Here is a 21,187-nt window from a genome sequence, read left to right on the forward strand (position 1 = left end):
GGACGCACCCCGCCCGATAGGCTGCCCGCCGTGGCAGGTCTGTTGAAGAACGTGGCGTCGAAGCTCGGCCGGATCACCCGGGTGGCGCCCGCCCCCGCCCGCACCGGCGGGCCGATCCCGGCGCAGGTCGCGCGCCGCCGCCAGGTCAACGCGTTGCAGCGCCGCGAACTGTCGTACGCCCCGGAGCCGGACGGGCAGGCCGACCCGGGCGAGATCGTCTGGACGTGGGTGCCGTACGAGGACGACCCGCGTCAGGGCAAGGACCGCCCGGTGCTGGTGGTGGGCCGGCACAGCCGCACGTTGTTCGGGCTGATGCTGTCGAGCCAGAGCGACCGGGACGGCCAGCGGCACTGGCTGGCGCTCGGCCCGGGGGAGTGGGACCGGGACAAGCGGCCGAGCTGGGTACGCCTGGACCGGGTGCTCACCATGCGCGAGGACGGCATCCGCCGCGAGGGTGCGGTGCTGGACCGGCCCCGGTTCGACCGGGTCGGTGCGGCGTTGCGCGCCGGCTACGGCTGGCGCTGACCACCGGGTAGGGCCCGGTCAGCACTCCGCGACGAGCTGGCGGGTCGGGCGGGCGGCGCCGAGCGTCTTCGCCTCGTACATGGCCGCGTCGGCGCGGCAGAGCGCGTCGGTGAGCTGCGTGGGGCAGTGCACGGGCGCGAGCCCGACCGAGGCGGTGACCTGGATGCTGCGCGCCCCCAGCGGGATCGGCGCGGCGAGCGCCTCACAGAGCCGCCGGGTGGCGTGCTCGATCCACCAGCGGTCCGCCGTCGGGCTGGCCAGCAGGCCGGCGAACTCGTCGCCGCCGAGGCGGGCGACCGGGTTGTTGCCGGCGAACGCGGCCAGCCGTTGTGCCACGCTGACCAGCACCTGATCTCCGGCGGCGTGCCCGTAGCGGTCGTTCACCTGCTTGAAGTTGTCCAGGTCGAGCACGACCGCGACGAGGGGCTGACCGGCCGGGTCGGTGAGCAGGGCGGCGGCCAGGCGGAAGAACGCGCGGCGGTTTGGCAGCCCGGTGAGCGGGTCGTGGCTGGCGGCGTGCCGCTCGGCGGCCAGCTCGGCCTGGAGCAGCTCGATCTCGGCTTCGGCGCGTAGGGCGCGGCGGCGCAACTGCCAGGCGGAGACGAGCGCGCCCGCCGCGGAGATGCCGGAGGCGATGGTCATCGGATCCGCCAACGCGTCCTCCTCACCGCAGTCCCGTAGCCGCGCGAAGCGGCATCCCCGGGGCCGGGCTCGGGTCACCGTACGTGAGCGAACCGGCACACCGTATTTCGGTTATCATGCTCTCTGTCCATTGCAGATGCAATAGCAGATGCACGTGCATCTCACTCCTCAGTCGACAGACGTCGCCACCCACCGCCCCTCCCCGCGGCCTCGGCTGGCTCATTCCCGAAGGACGCCCATGCAGCAACCCCCGAACGGCGTGCCCGTGACCGAGTTGCCACCGATGCGCTGGTTGAAGAGCCGTCGCAGCAACCCCAGCGGCAACTGCGTCGAACTGGCCGAGCTGCCCGGTGGTGGCGGCATCGCGGTCCGCAACTCGCGGCACCCCGAAGGGCCGGCACTCATCTACACGGTGGACGAGATCGCCGCGTTCGTGCTCGGCGCCCGCGACGGCGACTTCGACCACCTCATCCCGCCGTCCCGTACACGGGACTGACTCCGTCCGTACGGAGGAGTTCACCTCACTGTCGGTTCATGGCATGCTTACTCGTCGGCCGGGAGGGTGCCCGGCCGGTGCGGCCGGGATGCGAGGGCGGTCAGGTGGCGACGGTGCCCGTCGAGGGTGGTCCGACAAGCGGTCCGACAGTGCTGCGCATGTTGCTCGGCGGGCAGTTGCGCCGGCTGCGGGAGAGCGCCGGGGTCAGCCGCGAGACCGCCGGCTGGGAGATCCGCTCGTCGGAGTCGAAGATCAGCCGAATGGAGCTCGGCCGGGTCGGCTTCAAGGAGCGCGACGTGGCCGACCTGCTCACGCTCTACGGCGTCACCGCCCCGGAGGACCGCGCTGCGCTGCTCAAGCTGGCGCAGGACGCGAACAACCCGGGCTGGTGGCACCGCTACGGCGACGTGCTCCCGCCCTGGTTCCAGTCCTATCTGGGCCTGGAGGCGGCCGCCGCGATGATCCGCACCTACGAGGTGCAGTTCGTGCCCGGCCTGCTGCAGACCGCCGCGTACGCCCGGGAGGTGATCCTGCTCGGCCACCGCGGCGCATCGGTGGCGGAGCTGGACCGGCGGGTGGAGCTGCGGATGCAGCGCAAGGATCTGCTGCGGCGCGCGAACCCGCCGCAGTTGTGGGCGGTGCTCGACGAGGCGGTGCTGCGTCGCCCGATCGGCGGCGCGGCGGTGATGCGGGAGCAGATGGACGCGCTGATCGAGGCGACCTCCGGCCCGCATGTGCGGTTGCAGATCGTTCCGTTCGCCGCCGGCGGGCACGCGGCGGCCAGTGGCGCGTTCAGCATCCTGCGCTTCGGCGACGCCGACCTGCCCGACATCGTCTACATCGAGCAGCTCACCAGCGCGATCTACCTGGACAAGCGCGACGACCTCGACTTCTACGCCGAGGCGATGGAACGGTTGTGCGTGGAGGCCGTGCCGCCGGAGCGGACGCCGGAGCTGCTGACCCGCCTGCGCGACGAGCTCTACCCGGCCTGACCGGCTCGATGGCGGGCCGTGGCATGATCGGCGACCGAAGACAGTGGACGGTGGCACGCGAGTCGTGGAGGCGGCCTTGACCAGCGAAGCACCAGGTACGGCACCCGAGTCCGGCCGGATAGACACCACGGTGGCGCACCCCGCCCGCCGGTACAACTACTGGCTCGGCGGGAAGGACAACTTCCAGGCCGACCGTGACTCCGGCGACGCCATGGCCGCGCGGTTCCCGACCATCCGGCTCAGCGCGCTGGAGAACCGGCGGTTCCTGCGCCGCGCGGTGCGCCACCTGGCCGGCGAGGCGGGCATCCGCCAGTTCCTGGACATCGGCACCGGCATCCCCACCGCCGACAACACGCACGAGGTGGCGCAGTCGACCGACCCGCGCGCCCGGGTGGTCTACGTCGACAACGACCCGATCGTGCTGGCCCACGCCCGCGCGTTGCTCACCAGCTCCGCCGAGGGCGCCACCGCCTACCTGGACGCGGACCTCGTCGACCCGGAACGCATCCTCGCCCACCCTGATCTGCGCCGCACGCTCGACCTGTCCCAGCCGGTGGCGTTGATGCTGCTGGCGGTGCTGCACTTCGTGCCGGACGGCGAGGATCCGTACACGATCGTCGGCCGCCTGCTGGACGCGTTGCCAGCCGGCAGCTACCTGGCAGCCTCGCACGCCACCCACGACTACCTGCCGCCCGACGTGGCCGTCGAGGCGAAGGCGGCGGCGCGCGGCGGGGGCCCGCACGGCGTGATCAACCTGCGCAGCCGGGAGGAGTTCGTCCGCTTCTTCGACGGGCTGGAACTGGTCGAGCCGGGTGTCTGCTCGGTGGCCGAGTGGCGTGCCGACGGCGAGCCGGAGCCGCGCCCGTCGGTGATCGACGTCAGCATGTACGGCGGGGTCGCCCGCAAACCCTGACCCGGGGCTGCGTGCCAGGCGGTTGACGGGCCGGGGGGCCGCACGGGCAGACTGGAGGCATCATGTCGCCGTTCACGCCCGCCCTGCGCCTGCACGACCGGTACGTCCTGCGCGAACGCATCGGCCTCGGCGGGATGTCCGAGGTGTGGCGGGCCGACGACGAGGTGCTGCACCGGCCCGTCGCGGTCAAGGCCCTCGCCGGGCAGCTCGCCGCCGACCCGAAACTGCGGGCGGTGATCCAGCGCGAGGCCCGCGCGGCGGCGCGGCTCACCCATCCGCACGTGACCCAGGTGTACGACTACGGCGAGGCGACGCTGGACGGCGGCGTCGTGGTTCCGTACCTGGTGATGGAGCTGGTGGAGGGGCAGACGCTCGCCGACCGGCTGGCGGGTGGTCCGTTGGCCTGGCCGGACGCCGTGCGCACCGCCGGGCAGGTGGCCGGGGCGCTGGCCGCGGCGCACCGGATCGGCGTGGTGCACCGCGACGTCAAGCCGGCGAACGTGATGCTCACCGAGACCGGCGCGAAGGTGCTCGACTTCGGCATCGCCGCGCCGGCCGGCCCGCACCCGGTCACCGGGCAGACCGGCGCGCTGCTGATGGGCACGCCCGCCTACTTCGCCCCGGAACGTCTCGACCCGGGCCCGGCGAACCCGGCCGGCGACGTGTACGCGCTCGGCGTACTGCTGTACCGCAGCCTCACCGGCCGGGCCCCGCTGCCGGTGCGCAGCTGGGACGACGTGCTGGACGTGCGGCGCAACCGGCCGGCGGTGCCGCCGCCGCGGGTGCCCGGCCTGCCGCCGGAGATCGCCGACCTGGTGCTCGCCTGCCTGGCGCTGGAACCGGACCGCCGGCCCACAGCGGCCCGGCTCGCCGAGCGGCTCGGTGCGGGGCGCCCGGTGGACCCGCCGACGGCGATCCTGCCCACCGTGGCGCCGGTGGCGCACCCGCCCACGCTCGTCGAGCGGCCCTCTGTCGCCGCGTCCCGCCCGCCGGGGCGTCCCGTCGCGCCGCCGCGTCCGGCGGTCTCGTCGAACCGGCTGTTCGGGCTGCTGGTGGCCGGTGCGGTGGTGCTGCTGCTCGTGGTGGTCGGCTCGCTGGTGTGGGGTGACGGCTCCGGTACGCCGCCGGCCGCCGCGCCCACCGCCGGCCCGTCGACCGGCGCCGCCGAACGGCCGGCCCCCGAGCCCAGCAGCGCCGCGCCCCCGTCGACGGCGTCCGAGCCGGTGACGCTGCGTCAGCTCGGCGACCGGTTCGGTGAGCTGCTCGACCGGGCCGAGTCGGTCGGGCTGATCGACCGCAAGACCGCCGCCGACCTGCGCAAGAAGGCCGCCGAGCTGGACCGGGGCAAGCCGAAGGACAGGGGCAAGCGGGTCGAGGACCTGCGCGAGAAGATCGACGACGCGGCCGAGGACGACAAGATCGATGCGGTCACCGCCGCCGGGCTGCGCAAGCTGCTCGACGGCTACGAGCGGCTGCGCGGCGCCGACGAGGGCTGACCCGCCGGAGGCGCGACAGCGCGGATCGTCTCCGTCACCAGGGCCGCCGCCTCGGGCAGCAGCTCCGGATCGGGCGCGTGACCGGCGGCACGGTGCCGCACCGCCTCCGCCAGCCGGTCGAGCGGCCCGGAGACGGCGGCGTACGCGGCCAGCAACTCACCTGCCGCCGCCGCCAGCGGGTGACCCGGAGCGCCGGCGACCTCCGCGAGGATCAGCGCTGTCGTCGTCCGGTCCAGCGCCGGCGGCCCCTCGGCGCTGTCGGTCCAGTCGATGACCACCGGACCGGTCGCGGCCAGCATGCGGGCGCCCGCTCGCGCGGTGACGGCGCCCGCGTGGAACGCCTCCACCAGCGTCGGGCCGGTGACCCGGTCGAGCACCAGGTCGGCACCCTCGGCGTGGTGCACCCGGGGCACCGGATAGCCGGCCCGGTGCAGGTGCCGCATCACCTCGGCCTCGGCGCGCACGTCGCCACCGTCGCGGTAGCGGCGCAGCACCTGCCCGCCGGGCAGCAGCCACACGTCGGCGGTGCGGCCGGTGGCGAGTGGGGTCGCCACCGGGAAGCCGGCCGGTGCCGGGCCGGTGCCCTTCGACGGTGCCATCCCGCCGAGCGTAGGCGATCCGTCCTCAGTGCAACGTCCCGGTGACCACCTCACCGGCGCCGGTGCCGGCACGGGCCACCGGCTCGCCCGCCGGTGACCAGATCCCCGAGCCACCCGCGGCCCGCGCGTACCCGCCGCCGGTCGAGCCGGCGAAGCTGGCCGTCACCACCCACACGCCGTGCGCGGCGGCGACCCGGCGGGCACGCTCGTCCGGCACCGCCGCGTCGTCGGCGGACTCCAGCACCCCGGCCAGGTAGGCGTCCGCGCCGAGCGCCACCGTCGCCGCCGCGTGCGCCGGCGTCCCGGTGTCCTTGCACACGGCAAGCCCCAGCCACCAGCCGTCCACATCGAGCACCGCCGGCTCCCGGCCCGGCCGCATGTGCCGCGGCTCCGCGCCACCAAGGCACATCTTCCGGTACGCCACCCGCACGCCCTCGCCGTCGACGGCGAGCACCCCGATGTGCGGCCCGGGCACCGGCGCCCCGGCCAGCGCCAGGGTGCCGGTTTCGGCGCAGGCCGCGCGCAGCGGTGCGAGCCGGGGATCGTCCGGGTCCAGCGGCGCGGCGGTCAGCTCGTAGCCGGTCAGTGACATCTCCGGGAAGACCACCACCCGGGCCGACGCGGCGCGTACGGCCTCGGCGTGGCGTACCGCGTTGCCCTCGACGTCGTCGGAGCGGGTGAGCGGCTGGGCGACGGCGATCCGCAGCGGCGTACGCATGACGTACACGATAATGGTTTCCATCACGCGTGGCCGTCCCCAGCTTCGCCCCGTAACGTTGGTCCGATGATCGGAAACGCACAGCTGCTCGCCGGCCCCCGGGTGAGCGCCGCGCGGGCGGCGGAGCCGTCCGGCGACGGAGTGGCCGGCTGGGTCACCGGCCTGATGGAACGGCTCGGTGGACCGGGTGCCGGCCTCGCGGTGGCGCTGGAGAACCTGTTCCCGCCCATCCCCAGCGAGGTGATCCTGCCGCTGGCCGGCTTCACCGCGAGCCAGGGCAAGATGAGCCTGGCCGGCGCCATCTTCTGGACCACGCTCGGGTCGGTGGTGGGCGCGCTGGCGCTCTACTACATCGGGGCGGCCCTCGGGCGGGACCGGATGCGTGCCCTGGCCGCGCGGCTGCCGCTGATCAAGCTGGAGGACGTGGACCGCACCGAGGCGTGGTTCCTGCGCCACGGCGTCAAGGCGGTGTTCTTCGGCCGGATGATTCCGATCTTCCGAAGTCTCATCTCCATCCCGGCCGGGGTGGAACGGATGCCGGTTCCGGTGTTCCTGCTCTACACCACGCTGGGCAGCCTGATCTGGAACACCACGTTCGTGCTCGCCGGCTTCCTGCTCGGCGAGCAGTGGCACGTGGTCGAGGCGTACGCGGGCACGTTCCAGAAGGTCGTCATCGTGGCCGTGGTGGCCGGGCTCTGCTGGTTCGTGGTCAGCCGGGTCCGCCGCTCCCGCCGGATCGCCGCCGCGCCGCCGGAACCGGAGCCGGCTCCGCAGTCGGAGCCGGCCCCGCAGGGCACCGTCTACCGGGGCGGCTGGTACACCCGGGCGGAGGACTGAGCGCCGGCCGGGCACGGTGGGTAGAGCGGGCGGGTGCCGGCGCCGGCGGCCCGGGCGGCCTCGTCGCTGAACCGGCAGCCGAAGTCCGGCGCCGCCACCGCGCGCCGGTCGGTGACCGGGTCACCGGCGGGGCGCTTGCCGGTGCGCACCCAGCGGACCAGGTCGTCCCAGGCGGCGCCGGCCTCGGCCGGGCTGAACTCGCAGTGCTGCGCGGTGCGCACCGCCCGCTGCACCAGCAGCCGGGACCGGCCGTTGCGGGCGACGTCCCGGGCGTACGCCTGCTCCATGCCCAACGGCACGAACAGGTCGCCGAGGCCGTGCAGGCTCAGCACCGGCGCGGTGGGCCGCCCGGCGATCCGGGGCACCTCGGTCAGGCCGGGTGAGAGCCGCTGGCGCAGGTTCTCCGGCGCGACCCGCCGCACGGTGGCGTTGAGGTTCACCGGCTGGTTCGGCGTGTACCTGGTGAACAGGTTCGTGGCGAGCTGGCCGGGACGCCGGGCGGGGGAGCCGTCCGCCTCGCTGACCGCGATGCCGAACAGGAAGTCCTTCCAGATCGCGAACGCGGCGTCGGTGCCCGGCCGCGGCCCGCCGGAGCGGTCCACGGTGACCGCGCGTAGCTGCTTGCCGAGGTCGTTCGTGGTGTCCGGGCCGCCCGGGGTCAGCCCGGCCAGGCCGAGCGTGACCTGGATCCGGGGCACCGCCGAGGTCAGGTAGTCGGGCGGCGTCGGGTACGCGCGCACCCCGGCCAGCGCCTGCGCGGCCAGGTTGTAGTCCAGGAAGAAGTCGAACAGCTCCTGGTCGCCGAGCACTCCGCACATCGGCAGCGCCCCGGCGTAGAAGCCCGGGTACTGCTCCAGCGACCGGCCGATGACGTGGCCGCCCATCGACACCCCGGCGACGAACACCCGGTGCGGGCGCCGGACGGTACGGGAGAACAGGTCGGCCAGGGCACGGGTGCCGCGTACGCCGGAGCGCACGTCGTAGCCGTTGCGGTCGTACGACGACGACGCCCACGCGTACCCCTGGGCGACCAGGCGCTGCCGCAGGTCGAAGCCGGGCGGCTCCGGCGACAGCTCGGTGCCCTGCCCGCGGTAGCCGTGCGCCCACATCACCAGCTCGCCGTTCCAGCGCCTGGGGATCTCGATGATGTATCCGGCGTTCGCGTGCACGCCCTGCCGCACGGTGGTGGCGGCGTCGTTCACGACCAGTGGCGGCAGCGGCGGGTTGACGATGGTGTAGCCGGGCAGCGGGCCGCTGCCGTCGGCGCGGCCGCCGGCGGCGGCGGGCGCCGCGCCGGTGAGGCCGAGCGCCAGCGTGAGGGCCGCGCCGACGGCGAGCAGCCGGCGGCGGACGGGTGAGGGCTGCATCGCTGCTCCCCGGGGGGACGGGTGCCACCCCGGGACGGGGGGTGACGACGCGGGACGGATGCCTACCGGCCGGTAGCGCACTGAACCTAGGCCGGGGGTCGAGCACTGTCAATCGCTGACCGGCCGCTCGGTCTGCGTCCGTCCCGCGGTCCGCTCAGACCAGGCCGTGCGCCAGCATCGCCTCGGCCACCCGCCGGAAACCCTGGATGTTCGCCCCGGCCACGTAGTCGCCGGGCAGGCCGAACTCCTCGGCCGTCGCCCAGCACCTGTCGTGCACGTCCCGCATGATCTCGCGCAGCCGCTGCTCGGACTCGCCGAACGTCCACGTGTCGCGGCTGGCGTTCTGCTGCATCTCCAGCCCGCTCACCGCCACCCCGCCGGCGTTTGCCGCCTTGCCCGGGGCGAACCGCACCCCGGCCCGGCCGAGGATCCGCACCGCCTCCGGCGTGGTGGGCATGTTCGCCCCCTCCACCACCGCGACGCAGCCGCCGGCGACCAGCGCGGCGGCCTCCGCGCCGCCGATCTCGTTCTGCGTGGCGCAGGGCAGCGCCAGGTCGCAGGGCACCTCCCAGACGTTGCGGTCCGCGACCGCCACCGCGTTGCGGGCGTGCTCCGCGTACTCGGCCAGCCGGCCCCGCCGCTGCTCCTTCAGCTCGCGCAGCAACGCCAGGTCGATGCCCTTCTCGTCGACCACGTAGCCGCCGGAGTCCGAGCACGCCACCACGGTGCCGCCGAGCTGGTGCACCTTCTCGATGGCGTAGATGGCCACGTTGCCGGAGCCGGACACCACGACCCGCTTGCCCTCCAGGCTGTCCCCGGCCTGACGCAGCATCTCGTCGGCGAAGAACACCGCCCCGTACCCGGTCGCCTCGCGGCGCACCTGCGCGCCCCCGTACGCCAGGCCCTTGCCGGTGAGCACGCCCGCGTCGTACCGGTTGGTGATCCGCTTGTACTGCCCGAACAGGTAGCCGATCTCCCGGCCGCCCACCCCGATGTCACCGGCGGGCACGTCGGTCTGCGGGCCGATGTGCCGGTACAGCTCGGTCATGAAGCTCTGGCAGAACCGCATCACCTCGCGGTCGGAGCGGCCCTTCGGGTCGAAGTCCGCGCCGCCCTTGCCGCCGCCGATGGCCAGCCCGGTCAGCGCGTTCTTGAAGATCTGCTCGAAACCGAGGAACTTCACGATGCCCAGGTAGACCGACGGGTGGAAGCGCAGGCCACCCTTGTACGGGCCGAGCGCGCTGTTGAACTCCACCCGGAACCCACGGTTGACCCGTACCCGGCCCTGGTCGTCCTCCCACGGCACGCGGAAGATGACCTGCCGCTCCGGTTCGCAGACGCGCTCGACCACCTCGGCGTACTCCGGATGCCGGGCCAGGGCCGGACCGATGCTCTCCAGTACCTCGCGGACCGCTTGGTGGAACTCCGGCTCTCCCGGGTTCCGGGCGACCACGCCGGCGAACACCGACTCGACGGTCTCCGGCATCACGGGCACCTCCTCTCGCCTGGGACGCAGGCCCTCTGGCCTGCGTCGCCCCAGGATACGAACGGTCTGCGGGGTGCGGTTCACTGGTCCGCGTGGACGCCACCATCTGGACGACGGCGCGGGACGCGCGCGCCTGGCTCGACGCCGCGAACGGCCGCGGCGACACCGAACTGACCTGTCGCATCCTCAAGATCGGCGAGGAGGCCGGCGAGGTCGCCGCGGCCTGGATCGGGCTGCTCGGGCAGAACCCGCGCAAGGGGGTGACGCACACCCGCGAGGACGTCGCCGCCGAGCTGGCCGACGTGGCGTTCACCGCGCTCGTCGCGATCGAGAGTCTCGGTCTGGACGCGCACGCCGTGCTGGCCGCGTGTGCCGGCAAGGTGCGGGAACGCACCGGAGTGGGAATGAACCGGGACGCCGAACCAGACGTATGACCCGGTGGGGACCGGCGAGAGGGGACGAGCATGACCGCATCCGAGGACGACCCCGACCTGGCCCGGCCCCGCTGGTCCGGCGGCGCCCGGCTGCTGGCCGCCGCCGCCGTGCTGGTGGTGGTGCTCGGCGCGGTGGCGGTCGCGGTGACGCTGTCCAACCCGGGCCGCCTCGGCGTGGTCTTCTCCGGCGGCGAGCCGTCGCCCCTTCCCGGGCGCGGCGGATCCGGCGGGGCGGGCGCCGCCGAGGTGGCCGGCGCCGAGACCCTCGCCGCGCCGCGCGGTGGCCGGCAGCTCGCCCAGTTCGAGCTGGTGGACGGGCTGACCCGGTTCACGCTGCGCGCCGCCGACCTCGGCGACGACCTGTACCGGATCGGCACGCCGGACGGTTCGGGTGTGACGCCGCGCCCGCAACTGGCCGGCGATCGGGTCCGGCTGCGGATCGAGGAGAACGGCCGCCCCGGTCCGGCCGCGGTCGAGGTGGTGCTCAACTCCCGGGTCACCTGGCGGCTGCGGCTGATCGGCGGCGTCAGCGAGCAGCGGCTCGACCTGGGCGAGGCCCGGCTCGCCGGAGTAGACCTGGTCGGCGGCGCCTCGCGTACCCGGCTGCTGCTGCCCCGGCTCGACGGCTCCCTCACCGTCCGGATGACCGGCGGGGTCAGCGAACTCACTGTGACGGTGCCCGGCGAGCCGCCGGCCCGGGTGCGGGTGGCCTCCGGCGCCGGCTCCCTGACCCTGTACGACGAGCGTCGCGGCGGGATCGCCGCCGGCGACCTGGTCAGCTCGCCGGGCTGGGACCGGGCCACCGACCGGCTCTACCTCGACCTGGTGGGCGGCGCGAACGCGGTGAGCGTCAGCGCGGACTGAGCGTACAGTCGGGGCGGTGGACCGTACCGAATCCCTGCCCGCGCAGACGCTCCCACCCGGCGTCGGCCCGACCGACCCGGGCAGCGTGCTGCTACCGGGCCACGACGTGCCGCTGGGTCGCTACACCACGGTGCGGCGGCTGCTGCCGCAGCGGCAGCGCCGGATGGTCGGCGCCTGGTGCTTCGTCGACCACTTCGGGCCCGACGACGTGGCCGACCGGCCCGGCATGGAGGTGCCACCGCACCCGCACACCGGCCTCCAGACCGTCACCTGGCTGCTCGACGGGGAGATCCTGCACCGCGACAGCCTCGGCAACGTGCAGCCCATCCGTCCCGGCCAGCTCAACGTGATGACCTCCGGGCGCGGCATCGCCCACTCCGAGCGCTCCCCGCTGGTGCACCCGCCGCTGATGCACGGCGTGCAGCTCTGGGTGGCACTGCCCGACCCGGCCCGGGCCGGCGACCCGGCCTTCGCCCACCACGCCGACCTGCCCCGCTGGCGCGACGGCGACCTGGACGTGACGCTGCTCGTCGGCGACCTCGGCGGGGAACGCTCGCCCGCGCTCGTGCACACCCCGCTGGTCGGCGCGCAGCTCGAGGTCCGGGGCACGGCGCCGGCCACGCTGCCGCTGCGTCCGGACTTCGAGTACGGGCTGCTGGCCATGTCCGGCGCCGCCGAGTGCGACGGCGTGGCGCTGGCCCCCGGCGCGCTGCTCTACCTGGGCCTCGGGCGGGACGCGCTGACGCTGGTCGCCGAGCCGGGCACCCGGCTGCTGCTGCTCGGCGGCACCCCGTTCGAGGAGCCACTGGTGATGTGGTGGAACTTCGTCGGCCGCTCGCACGAGGAGGTGGCGGCCGCCCGGGAGGACTGGATGGCCGGCCGCCGCTTCGGCGTGGTCGCCGACGACGCGGCCCCGCCGCTGCCCGCGCCCGCGCTGCCCACCACCCGGCTCAAGGCCCGCGACCGCAGCGGTGGCGTACGCGGCTGAATGCCGGGCCCGCACCGGGGTAGTCGGCGGCATGCCGACAACCACCACCAGGCCCGGCCTCGCGGACCGCAAGCGCCTCGCCCGCCGGCTCGCCGGGGACGGCCGAGGGTTCGCCGAGTGCTTCGGGTTCCGGGTGACGAACAACCCGGCCCAGTTGTTCCAGGTGCTGTACCTGGCCGTCCTGCTGGCCCGCCGGGGTGACTTCCACCGGGCGGTCGACGCGGCCACCGCGCTGCGCGACGTCGGCTGGGACACCGCCGCCCGGATGGCCCGCTCCCGGCACGAGGACCGGGTACGCGTGCTGCGCGCCGCCGGGCTGCGCGGTGACCTGGCGGGGATCGCCGACACGCTCGGCGACCTGGCCCGCACGATCGTCGAGACGTACCGGGGCGACCTGCGCCGGCTGCGGACCGCGGCGCACCAGGACCCGGGCGAGGAACGGCGGTTGCTCATCGCTCTGCCCGGAGTGGACGACGAGGTGTGCGACCTGTTCCTGCGGGAGGCGCAGGCGCTGTGGCGCGAGGCGGCGCCGGTGGCCGACCGGCGGGCGCTCGCGGCGGCCCGGCGGCTCGGGCTGGGACGCACCGCACACGACCTCGCCGGACTGACCGGCAGTGGCGAGTCGGAGCAACTGTCGTGGCTGGTCGGAGCGCTGGCGCGAGTGGACCTCGAGCGGCGCTACGCCGAGGTGACCGCCTGAGCGCGTACGTGCGCCCGGACACACTTCCGCGATTCTCACCCGTTCGGCTGATGCCGCGTCGTATGATGATCGTGGCAGCGATGCCCGCCCGGTTCGGGCGAACATCTCACCGCCGCGCGGTCGCGACCCGGTTCGGGCGTGAACCGCGCAGGGCAGGTGCTGCGTGGCGCCCCAGGTCGCGGTTCGCGACCCGGGGCGCTCGCCTGTCCGGGGCACGCGGACCAGCCACAGGGGAACGGCCACCTGCGACTGTCGCACGTCGTCCCCGGCACGCGCAGAGGCCGGCGGCCGTGTCGCCGCCGGCTCTCCCGCGGTGCTCAGATGCCGCGCAGATGCTGCGACACGCGCGGGTGGTTGTCCCGGGCCTGCGCCGCGCGCTGCGAGCGGCTCACCTCGGGGGCCGCGTCGATGCCGGCCGAGCGGGCCACCTCGGTGCCGTTGGCGTAGTCCACCGGGGGCAGCGCGCGCAACGCCCGCAACACGTCCGGCGGCGCGCCCTCCCGCTCCGCCTCGCGGATGACGTCGTCCTTCCCGGCCGGGTAGTCCAGCGCGGACAGGTACTCCAGGACATCCGAGTAACTCGCCATGGGTCGGGCTCCTCGCGGCAGTAGTTCGGGTCGTGACCGGGCGGCGGTTACCCGTCGCGCCGCTGCTCACGCCCGCGAACGCGGAAATCCCGCCCCCCGTTTCCGCCGCGCCGTCGCGGGTAGCCGCGGTGGCGCACCGAAGGGGGTACCACCGATGCACTACCTGACCTTCGTGAGCCGGGTCGCCCGGCTCACCGGCACCGGCGAGGACCGGGCCGCCACGCTCACCGCGGCCACGCTTCAGACGTTCGCGGAGCGGCTGACCGGTGGCGAGGTGCTGGACCTGGCCGCGCAACTGCCGAAGCCGCTGCGGGGGTTGCTCAGCCCCTATCCGCGTGACGAGGCGGCCGAACGGTTCGGCGCGGCCGAGTTCGTGGCCCGGGTCGCCCGCCGCGCCGGATGCGACGAGAACACCGCCCGGGGCGCGGTACGCGCCGTGTTCGTCACGTTGCGCGAGGCGATCAGCGGCGGCGAGTTCCAGGACGTCGTGGTGCAGTTCCCCCGCGACTACCGCGAACTGGTGGAACCGGCACTCGCCCCGGCCGCCACGCACCGGCGCTGACCCGGCCGGTAGGCGTCAGCCGATCACACCGGCGGCGCGCAGCGCGGTGATCCGGTCGGCCGCCATGCCGGCGGCCTCGGCGAGGACCTCGTCGGTGTGCTCGCCCGGCGTCGGCGGCGGCCGCCGCACGCCGGTAGGGGTGGCCGAGAAGCGCGGCGCGGGCGCGGGCTGGGTGACCCCGTCCGGCGCGACGAACGTGTCCCGGGCGCGCAGGTGCGGGTGCTCCGGTGCCTCGGCCCAGTCGAGCACCGGCGCCACGCAGGCGTCCGTGCCGGCGAGCAGCTCCGTCCACTCGTCCCGGGTCCGGGTGCGGAACAGCCGCGCCCAGGCGGCCCGTAACGCCGGCCAGTTCGCCGGGTCGTCCCGGTCCGGCGCGTCGTCGCCGTCGGGCGGGAAACCGGTGAGCCGGACCAGTTCGGCGTAGAACTGCGGCTCCAGCGAGCCCACCGCCACGTAGCGCCCGTCGGCGCACTCGTACGTGTCGTAGAAGGGCGCGCCGCCGTCGAGCAGGTTCACCCCGCGCGGGTCCTGCCACAGCCCGATGCCGCGCAGCGCGTGGATCTGGGTCGCCAGCACCGACACGCCGTCCACGATCGCGGCGTCGACCACCTGGCCGGGCCCGTCGGCGCGCACCGCGTGCAGCGCCGCCACCACCCCGAGGGCCAGCATCATGCCGCCGCCGCCGAAGTCGCCGAGCAGGTTCATCGGTGGCACCGGACGCTCACCGGCCCGGCCAACCCCGTGCAGCGCGCCGGTCAGCGCCAGGTAGTCGATGTCGTGCCCGGCGCTGTGGGCGAGCGGGCCCTCCTGCCCCCAGCCGGTCATCCGCCCGTACACCAGCTTGGGGCTGACGGCGAAACAGTCGTCCGGGCCGATGCCGAGCCGCTCGGCCACCCCCGGCCGGAAGCCCTCCACCAGCGCGTCCGCGCCGGCGACGAGCGCCAGCACGAGGTCACGGCCCGCGGGCTGCTTCAGGTCCACGGCGATCGAGCGGCGGTTGCGGTTCAGCAGGTCGCCGGGAAAGGCGCCGAACCCGCCGCCGCCGAGCCGGTCGACGCGTATCACGTCGGCGCCGAGGTCGGCCAGCATCATCGCCGCGAACGGCACGGGGCCGATGCCGGCCAGCTCGATCACCCGTACGCCGGTCAGTGGTCCGTGGTTCGTCACCCGCGTCACCATAGGGGCCCGGGTGACCCGGCGCCACGCCTCGCCGCCGCACAACGGTTGACCAGGGCAATCAACCCTGTCCCGACTTGGCGTCCGGTCCGGCGGTGACCTAGCCTTGTCCAGGCGAGGGGAGTACTTCCCACGAATCATTCCGGTCAGTACGGCAAGCCGCCGAGGCGAGCCCCGGGTGGTTGCCCACGGAAAACGTGGGTGAAGGAGACCTCGAACATGACACGGTGTTCGAGGAGGTTCCATGCCCGAATTGTCCCCGCTGGCTGCGTCCGAGCTGTCGTCGATCGGCACGCCCACGCTGTGGGCGGTCACCATCGTCGGCGTGCTCGTCCTGCTGGTGCTCGACTTCCTGGTCACCCGCAAGCCGCACGAGGTCTCCATCCGTGAGGCCCTGGGCTGGTCGGCCTTCTACATCGCCCTGCCGCTGGCCTTCGGCGCCTGGGTCTGGTCCCGCTGGGGCAGCCAGCAGGGCATCGAGTACCTCACCGGTTACCTGGTCGAGAAGTCGCTGTCGGTCGACAACCTCTTCGTCTTCATGCTGCTGCTCGCCGCCTTCGCGGTGCCCTCGGTGCTGGCCCAGCGGGTGCTGCTCTACGGCATCGCGGGCGCCCTGGTGCTGCGCGGCGTGTTCATCGCGCTCGGCGCCGCCGCGCTCAAGACGCTCGACTTCGCCTTCCTGCTGTTCGCGCTCATCCTCGTCGCCACCGCGGTGAAGCTGCTGCGCGACGCCCTCACCGGGCACGAGCAGGAGGTCGACATCAACAAGATGCGGTCGGTGCGGCTCCTGCGCAAGGTCATGCCGGTGGTCGACGAGTACCACGGCACCCGGATGACCATCCGGCAGAACGGCCGGCGGGCGCTCACCCCGTTCGCGCTCGTCGTCGTCGCCGTGCTGGCCACCGACATCGTGTTCGCCGTCGACTCGGTACCCGCCGTCTACGGCATCACCGAGGATCCGTACCTGGTCTTCGCGACGAACGCCTTCGCGCTGCTGGGCCTGCGGGCGCTGTACTTCGTGCTGCACGCCGCGCTGAGCCGGCTGGTGCACCTCAGCTACGGCCTGGCCGTCATCCTGGCCTTCATCGGCCTCAAGCTCGGCCTGCACTGGGCGCACGGCATCTGGGAGAGCGTGCCGGAGATCCCGACGGTGGCCTCGCTCGGCGTGATCATCGGCGTCCTGGTGATCGTCACCATCACCAGCCTGCGGGCCACCCGCGACAGCGGCGACGGCAAGCGCACTGTGGTGCACGAGACCCGGGGCGGCGGCTCGGCCTGAGGGAACCCCTGCCCCGGCGGGACCGGCGGTGGTACGACTGACGGGTGGGAATCGTCTCGCCCGGCTTCCAGGGCCGGCCCCGTACGTCCGCTCCCGACCTGCCGCCGGGGCAGTACCTCACCGAGGACTTCCCGGTGCTCTCCGCCGGCCCGACCCCGCGTGTCCCGCTGGACACCTGGGAGTTCGTGCTGACCGGTGAGGACGGCGCGGAGTACCGCTGGTCCTGGGACGAACTGATGGGCCTGCCGCAGGACACCCCGACGGTGGACCTGCACTGCGTCACCCGCTGGTCCAAGCTCGGCACCACCTGGCAGGGCGTCTCCCTGGACACGCTGCTCGACGGCGTCGACACCGACGCCCGGTACGCGCTCGCGCACTCCTACGGCGGCTACACCACGAACCTGCCGCTGGACGACCTGCGCGGCGGGCGGGCCTGGGTGGTGCACACGTACGACGGCGGGCCGCTGCCGGCCGAACACGGCGGACCGGCGCGGCTGCTCGTACCGCACCTGTACCTGTGGAAGTCGGCGAAGTGGGTGCACGGCATCCGGCTGCTCGTCGACGACCGGCCCGGCTTCTGGGAGACCGCCGGCTACCACGACTACGGCGACCCGTGGCGCGAGCAGCGCTACCAGGGCGACTGAGGTGGCGGCACCGGCCGAGGGGCGCCGCGTCGCGCCGCTGATGTGGCGGGTGGCCCGGCTGGCCGAGCGGCGGATCGAGACGCCCACCGCGCAGACCCTGGTGCTGGACGTGCCCGGCTGGCCCGGACACCTGCCCGGGCAGCACGTCGACGTGCGCCTGACCGCCGAGGACGGCTACCAGGCCGCCCGCTCGTACTCGCTGGCCGGCCCCGCCGACGGCGAGCGGATCGAGGTGACGGTGCAGCGGGTGCCCGACGGCGAGGTGTCGCCGTACCTGACCGGCACCTACGCCGAGGGCGATCCGGTGGAGGTGCGCGGGCCGGTCGGCGGCTGGTTCGTCTGGCGTACCGACGACACCGCGCCGGTGCTGCTGGTGGCCGGCGGCTCCGGCGTGGTGCCGCTGATGGCGATGATCCGCGCGCGCCGGGCCGCCGGCAGCCGCACCCCGTTCCGGCTCGTCTATTCGGTGCGCACCCCCGACGACGTCATCTACGCCGACGAGTTGCGCCGCCGTGCCCGCGACGACCAGGGCCTGGACGTCGCGTACGTCTACACCCGGTCCGCGCCGCAGGGCTGGCGCGGCGAGCCGCACCGGATCGGCCTGGCCGACGTGAACAGCCACGGCTGGCCGCCCGAGATGGAGCCGCTGTGCTACGTGTGCGGTCCCACCGGATTCGTGGAGACCGTGGCCGACCTGCTGGTGGGGCTGGGTCACCCGACCCGGCGCGTGCGGACCGAACGGTTCGGCCCGACCGGCTGAGCACCCGAGGAGGGCGTATGACAGACCTGTCGTACCTGGACGGCAACATGCTCGACGGGCCGTTGCGCGAGCTGTTCGCCGTCGACCTCAGCGCCACCACCGGCCGCTGCGACGCCTGCGGGACGACCGGCCCGATGGCCGGGCTACACGTCTACTCGCACGCCCCGGGCCTGGTCGGGCGCTGTCCGGCCTGCGCCGGGGTGATGGTGCGGCTGGTCCGCGCGCCGCAGCGGGCCTGGCTGGACCTGCGTGGCACCACGTACCTCCAGGTGCCCATGCCGGCCGAGCAGGGCTTCCGCGCCGCGCCCTGACGCCTGCGCCGCCGCGGCGCGCTCCGGCACCCGCGCCTCGGCCGGGCCGCGCCGGCCGCGCCGGCGCAGCCGTCCGACCAGCTGCCCGACCGTCACCGGCACCACCGACAGCACGAGCTGGCCGTTGCGCGGGTCGACTGTCGCGGCCACCCCGTACAGCCGGGCGCCGTGCCGCAGCAGCCGGGGCCGCCCGGCGGCGAGCCGAGGGGCGCGCACCGCGGCGCCGCCGCGCCCGTGACCGCCGTCCACCTCGGCGCGCACCGGGTGGCGCTGCCCGCTCGCGCAGCTCGCGGCCAGGAGCCGGTCGAGGGCGAAGTCCGTGCGCAGCGTGCGGCCGGTCGGGTCGCCGGCGTCCATCCTCGTGGCGCCCACGACCGGACCGGCCAGCAGCCGCACCGGCCCGGCCTCCGAGGCGAACCGGGGGTACGGGCTGCGCGTGGTCACCGTCAGCGTGTGCCGGTCGGTCCAGCCCACCTCGACGGTGTCCAGCCGGGCCAGCCAGTCCGCGCGCACGTCGGTGACGTCGGTCCACCGGGCCGGGGCGCCCGGGTAGCCCGCGTGCCACCGGTCACCGGCGAACACCGTCGTCGGCACGCCCCGCCCGGTGTCCTGCTCGATGACCGCCAACAGGTCGTCGACCCCGCCCGCGGCCACCACGCCCAGGCGCAGCCGGGCCTCGACACCGAGCCGGTCCCGCAGGCCGTCGGTGACGTGCCGCCGCACCAGCCGGGCGACAGTGGCGTGTACCCGCTCCTGCGCGCCCCGGTCCAGGTGCCGGAAGTCGTCGCCGACGAGGTTCGCCAGTTCCAGCCCGGCGTGGCGGCGCAGTACCGCGTCCCGGCCCGCCCCGGCGGGGATCAGGTCGGCCACGTACGCGAACAGCCGCTCCACGCTGACCAGGCGCTGCTCCACCCGGCTGTGGTACGTGATGTTGCGGGCGTCCAGCCGTCGTACCGCGTGGTAGTAGTCGTAGTCGGCGAGCACCGAGATCCGCCGCGCGTGGTAGCAGGCGGCGAGCGTGAACGGCTGGTCGCTGAGGACCGGCATGTCCTCCGGGAAGCGCAGCCCGAGCCGGTCCACCAGGTCGCGCCGGAACAGCTTCGTGTTCGCCAGCGACCAGGGCAGCGCCGAGTCGAACAGGCTCACGTCCACCGCGTTGCCGCCGGCGAACACGTCGGAGAAGACGTGCCGGCCGTTGACCCCCACCACCTTGCCGACCACCACGTCCGAGCCGTACCGGTCGGCGGCGGCGAGCAGACGCTCCAGGGCCTCCGGGCCGAGCCGGTCGTCCGAGCCGAGGAAGAAGACGTACCGGCCGGTGGCCAGGTCCAGTCCCCGGTTGCAGGGCGCCGCCGGACCACCCGAGTTGGGCTGATGGACCACCCGTACCGTGCCGGGGTACTTCGCGGCGTACCGGTCCAGCAGGCGGCCACTGCCGTCGGTGGACCCGTCGTCCACCGCCACGATCTCCATCCGGTCCGGCCCGATGGTCTGCCGCAGCACCGAGTCGAGGCAGGACCGCAGGTAGCGCAGCGTGTTGTAGACGGGTACGACGACGCTCACGTCGGGGTGGCTCGTCGCGGGTGGGCGGTGCGTGGTGGGTGGGCGGTGCGTCGCCTCCTCGGCTGCCACAGCTGCTCCTTCACGGTCGCCCGGACGATCCGGCGCGACCCAGCGTGGTGGAGCGACCCGTCCGGGTGACGACACCGGCGTGACGGCGAGGTGACCGGCAGGCAGCCGTTGGATACGCGCGAAAGGGCCCGACCCCCGCGGTGGGGGTCGGGCCCTTTGTCGTTGTCGTTGTCGTTCGGTCAGGAGCTGTAGCCGCGGCTGGCGATCCAGCGGGCGAGCTCGTCGACGTCCATTCGGTAGGAGGCCTGGTTCGGGTTGGCCGAGTCGGCGATCGTCACGACCTTGCCGTTGTCGCGGTAGCCGACGACGCTGATGTAGTGGCCGCCCTCGAAGGAGTGGGTGTTGCCGTCGGTGTCGGTGGCGGTGCCGGCGATGTTGGCGACCACGGCGCGGCCGTCGTCGACGGTCTTGACCACGTCGGCGCGCAGCTTGTCGACCTTGTCCCGGTCGCGGGCCTTGTCCACGGGGATCTCGGTGGACTTGTAGACGTCCTTACCGGTCTCCTTGTTCAGCACCGGGGTGATGTCGTTGATGGAGTTGGTGCCGGACTCGGTGGTGCCCATCTCCTTGGCCATGGCGTGCACGTCGATGTTCTTGCCCTGCACGCTCAGGGCGTTACGGGCGGCGGCGGGGCCGCAGAAGTAGAAGTTGGGCTGGGCCTCGTAGCGCACGTCCAGCTCCCGCTCGCCGTGGCCCTTGCGGTCGGCCACCACGGTGGTGGTGCTGGTGGTGGGGGCGGCGTGGGCGGCGATGGCGGGACCGGCGATGCCTCCAGCGGTGGCGGCGATACCGGCAGCGGTCAGAACGGTCTTGCGCAGCAGAGTGGTAGCCATGATGGTTGCCTCCCTGAAGTGGGGGATGACGCGGCGGGGGGTGCCGCGAAAGGGGGGAAAGTCTTCGGGGTGCCCGTCGAAGGGCTGGCACGCGGGCGCCCTGGAGGGGCCTGCTGTGCGCGGCTCGGGGATGTAACGACGACCGGCCCGGTGTCATTCCCGGCGGTGGTGACTCCGTCCGGGGCTGACGGCCCGAGGGCGTTGCCTGCTGTCCGCGGCTCGGGGATGTAACGACCGGCGGGCCGGGGCCATTCCCTGACCTGGCGATCCGCTCGACGCCTGGGTGGGCGTGTGCGCGGCGCTCGACCCGGTGCCTCGGCGGCCAGTCATGTACAACGCCCCGCGC

Annotated in this window: 23 protein-coding genes and 1 pseudogene; 15 read left to right on the top strand and 9 right to left on the bottom strand. The window is 74.2% G+C overall.

Annotated features, from left to right (window positions below; genetic code table 11):
• Window positions 1-30: 30 nt before the first annotated feature.
• Window positions 31-525, top strand: coding sequence for a type II toxin-antitoxin system PemK/MazF family toxin (locus ACGFIA_RS16665; RefSeq protein ID WP_357384034.1), 495 nt, complete (start codon window positions 31-33; stop codon window positions 523-525).
• 18 nt (window positions 526-543) lie between these two features.
• On the opposite strand, the gene ACGFIA_RS16670 is transcribed toward ACGFIA_RS16665, so the two are convergent.
• Window positions 544-1,179 (bottom strand): GGDEF domain-containing protein, encoded by a 636-nt coding sequence (locus ACGFIA_RS16670; RefSeq protein ID WP_357384036.1) that lies wholly within the window; start codon window positions 1,177-1,179, stop codon window positions 544-546.
• A 226-nt stretch (window positions 1,180-1,405) separates the two neighbouring features.
• Here ACGFIA_RS16670 and ACGFIA_RS16675 point away from each other — a divergent pair, with 226 nt between their 5' ends.
• The 4 genes from ACGFIA_RS16675 (at window position 1,406) to ACGFIA_RS16690 (ending at window position 5,064) form a co-directional block, all read left to right on the top strand.
• Window positions 1,406-1,663: a DUF397 domain-containing protein gene (locus ACGFIA_RS16675; protein WP_013285958.1), complete on the top strand. Its 258-nt coding sequence runs from the start codon at window positions 1,406-1,408 to the stop codon at window positions 1,661-1,663.
• A 104-nt stretch (window positions 1,664-1,767) separates the two neighbouring features.
• On the top strand, window positions 1,768-2,655 hold the full coding sequence (locus ACGFIA_RS16680; RefSeq protein WP_357384281.1) for a helix-turn-helix transcriptional regulator: 888 nt from the start codon (window positions 1,768-1,770) through the stop codon (window positions 2,653-2,655).
• A gap of 76 nt (window positions 2,656-2,731) precedes the next feature.
• Window positions 2,732-3,568, top strand: coding sequence for an SAM-dependent methyltransferase (locus ACGFIA_RS16685; protein ID WP_357470953.1), 837 nt, complete (start codon window positions 2,732-2,734; stop codon window positions 3,566-3,568).
• A 62-nt stretch (window positions 3,569-3,630) separates the two neighbouring features.
• The gene (locus ACGFIA_RS16690; RefSeq protein ID WP_357470950.1) at window positions 3,631-5,064 is read left to right on the top strand and encodes a protein kinase; all 1,434 of its coding nucleotides are present in this window, start codon (window positions 3,631-3,633) and stop codon (window positions 5,062-5,064) included.
• Here the strand turns inward: ACGFIA_RS16690 and ACGFIA_RS16695 are convergent.
• Entirely contained in the window at window positions 5,031-5,663 is a 633-nt protein-coding gene (locus ACGFIA_RS16695) for a phosphotransferase (protein ID WP_357470947.1), read from the bottom strand. The genes ACGFIA_RS16690 and ACGFIA_RS16695 overlap by 34 nt on opposite strands.
• Before the next feature lie 25 nt (window positions 5,664-5,688).
• Window positions 5,689-6,381: a carbon-nitrogen hydrolase family protein gene (locus ACGFIA_RS16700; protein WP_357470942.1), complete on the bottom strand. Its 693-nt coding sequence runs from the start codon at window positions 6,379-6,381 to the stop codon at window positions 5,689-5,691.
• A 66-nt stretch (window positions 6,382-6,447) separates the two neighbouring features.
• Here ACGFIA_RS16700 and ACGFIA_RS16705 point away from each other — a divergent pair, with 66 nt between their 5' ends.
• Window positions 6,448-7,218, top strand: coding sequence for a DedA family protein (locus ACGFIA_RS16705; protein WP_357384046.1), 771 nt, complete (start codon window positions 6,448-6,450; stop codon window positions 7,216-7,218).
• Here the strand turns inward: ACGFIA_RS16705 and ACGFIA_RS16710 are convergent.
• Window positions 7,182-8,585, bottom strand: a complete 1,404-nt coding sequence (locus ACGFIA_RS16710; protein WP_357478439.1) for a hypothetical protein — start codon at window positions 8,583-8,585, stop codon at window positions 7,182-7,184. The genes ACGFIA_RS16705 and ACGFIA_RS16710 overlap by 37 nt on opposite strands.
• Window positions 8,586-8,739: 154 nt before the next feature.
• On the bottom strand, window positions 8,740-10,071 hold the full coding sequence (gene gdhA / locus ACGFIA_RS16715) for an NADP-specific glutamate dehydrogenase (protein ID WP_357384050.1): 1,332 nt from the start codon (window positions 10,069-10,071) through the stop codon (window positions 8,740-8,742).
• Window positions 10,072-10,163: 92 nt separating this feature from the next.
• Here gdhA and ACGFIA_RS16720 point away from each other — a divergent pair, with 92 nt between their 5' ends.
• Genes ACGFIA_RS16720 through ACGFIA_RS16735 form a run of 4 tightly spaced genes read left to right on the top strand, consistent with a single transcriptional unit; the run spans window position 10,164 to window position 13,057 of the window.
• Window positions 10,164-10,505, top strand: coding sequence for a MazG-like family protein (locus ACGFIA_RS16720; RefSeq protein ID WP_357384052.1), 342 nt, complete (start codon window positions 10,164-10,166; stop codon window positions 10,503-10,505).
• A gap of 30 nt (window positions 10,506-10,535) precedes the next feature.
• Window positions 10,536-11,369, top strand: coding sequence for a hypothetical protein (locus ACGFIA_RS16725; RefSeq protein ID WP_357384054.1), 834 nt, complete (start codon window positions 10,536-10,538; stop codon window positions 11,367-11,369).
• 16 nt (window positions 11,370-11,385) lie between these two features.
• Complete coding sequence (locus ACGFIA_RS16730; RefSeq protein ID WP_357384056.1) at window positions 11,386-12,357, top strand: pirin family protein; 972 nt, start codon at window positions 11,386-11,388, stop codon at window positions 12,355-12,357.
• A 31-nt stretch (window positions 12,358-12,388) separates the two neighbouring features.
• Complete coding sequence (locus ACGFIA_RS16735; protein ID WP_357384058.1) at window positions 12,389-13,057, top strand: hypothetical protein; 669 nt, start codon at window positions 12,389-12,391, stop codon at window positions 13,055-13,057.
• 317 nt (window positions 13,058-13,374) lie between these two features.
• Here the strand turns inward: ACGFIA_RS16735 and ACGFIA_RS16740 are convergent, their stop codons facing one another.
• Window positions 13,375-13,644 (bottom strand): DUF2795 domain-containing protein, encoded by a 270-nt coding sequence (locus tag ACGFIA_RS16740; RefSeq protein ID WP_030502657.1) that lies wholly within the window; start codon window positions 13,642-13,644, stop codon window positions 13,375-13,377.
• Between the two features lie 154 nt (window positions 13,645-13,798).
• On the opposite strand from ACGFIA_RS16740, the gene ACGFIA_RS16745 reads away from it, so the two are divergent.
• On the top strand, window positions 13,799-14,206 hold the full coding sequence (locus tag ACGFIA_RS16745; protein ID WP_357384060.1) for a DUF2267 domain-containing protein: 408 nt from the start codon (window positions 13,799-13,801) through the stop codon (window positions 14,204-14,206).
• A 15-nt stretch (window positions 14,207-14,221) separates the two neighbouring features.
• On the opposite strand, the gene ACGFIA_RS16750 is transcribed toward ACGFIA_RS16745, so the two are convergent.
• Window positions 14,222-15,385 carry a CaiB/BaiF CoA-transferase family protein gene (locus tag ACGFIA_RS16750; RefSeq protein ID WP_357384062.1) on the bottom strand — a complete coding sequence of 388 codons (1,164 nt, stop codon included), beginning with the start codon at window positions 15,383-15,385 and terminating at the stop codon, window positions 14,222-14,224.
• A 241-nt stretch (window positions 15,386-15,626) separates the two neighbouring features.
• Between ACGFIA_RS16750 and ACGFIA_RS16755 the strand changes: the two genes are divergently transcribed.
• The 4 genes and pseudogenes from ACGFIA_RS16755 to ACGFIA_RS16770 all read left to right on the top strand — a co-directional run.
• On the top strand, window positions 15,627-16,661 hold the full coding sequence (locus tag ACGFIA_RS16755; RefSeq protein ID WP_357384064.1) for a TerC/Alx family metal homeostasis membrane protein: 1,035 nt from the start codon (window positions 15,627-15,629) through the stop codon (window positions 16,659-16,661).
• A 44-nt stretch (window positions 16,662-16,705) separates the two neighbouring features.
• The gene (locus ACGFIA_RS16760) at window positions 16,706-17,305 is read left to right on the top strand and encodes a sulfite oxidase-like oxidoreductase (protein WP_357470928.1); all 600 of its coding nucleotides are present in this window, start codon (window positions 16,706-16,708) and stop codon (window positions 17,303-17,305) included.
• Between the two features lie 40 nt (window positions 17,306-17,345).
• Window positions 17,346-18,065, top strand: coding sequence for a ferredoxin reductase (locus ACGFIA_RS16765; RefSeq protein ID WP_357471227.1), 720 nt, complete (start codon window positions 17,346-17,348; stop codon window positions 18,063-18,065).
• A 47-nt stretch (window positions 18,066-18,112) separates the two neighbouring features.
• Window positions 18,113-18,283: pseudogene (locus ACGFIA_RS16770) on the top strand (DUF6510 family protein); the annotation flags it as partial.
• Here the strand turns inward: ACGFIA_RS16770 and ACGFIA_RS16775 are convergent.
• A complete protein-coding gene (locus tag ACGFIA_RS16775) occupies window positions 18,209-20,008 on the bottom strand; it encodes a glycosyltransferase (protein WP_357384066.1) in 1,800 nt (599 codons plus the stop codon). The pseudogene ACGFIA_RS16770 and the gene ACGFIA_RS16775 overlap by 75 nt on opposite strands.
• A gap of 179 nt (window positions 20,009-20,187) precedes the next feature.
• A complete protein-coding gene (locus tag ACGFIA_RS16780; protein WP_357470926.1) occupies window positions 20,188-20,841 on the bottom strand; it encodes a C39 family peptidase in 654 nt (217 codons plus the stop codon).
• Window positions 20,842-21,187 lie beyond the last annotated feature (346 nt).

Source organism: Micromonospora sp. NPDC049203, from assembly GCF_043197215.1.
Lineage (GTDB): Bacteria > Actinomycetota > Actinomycetes > Mycobacteriales > Micromonosporaceae > Micromonospora.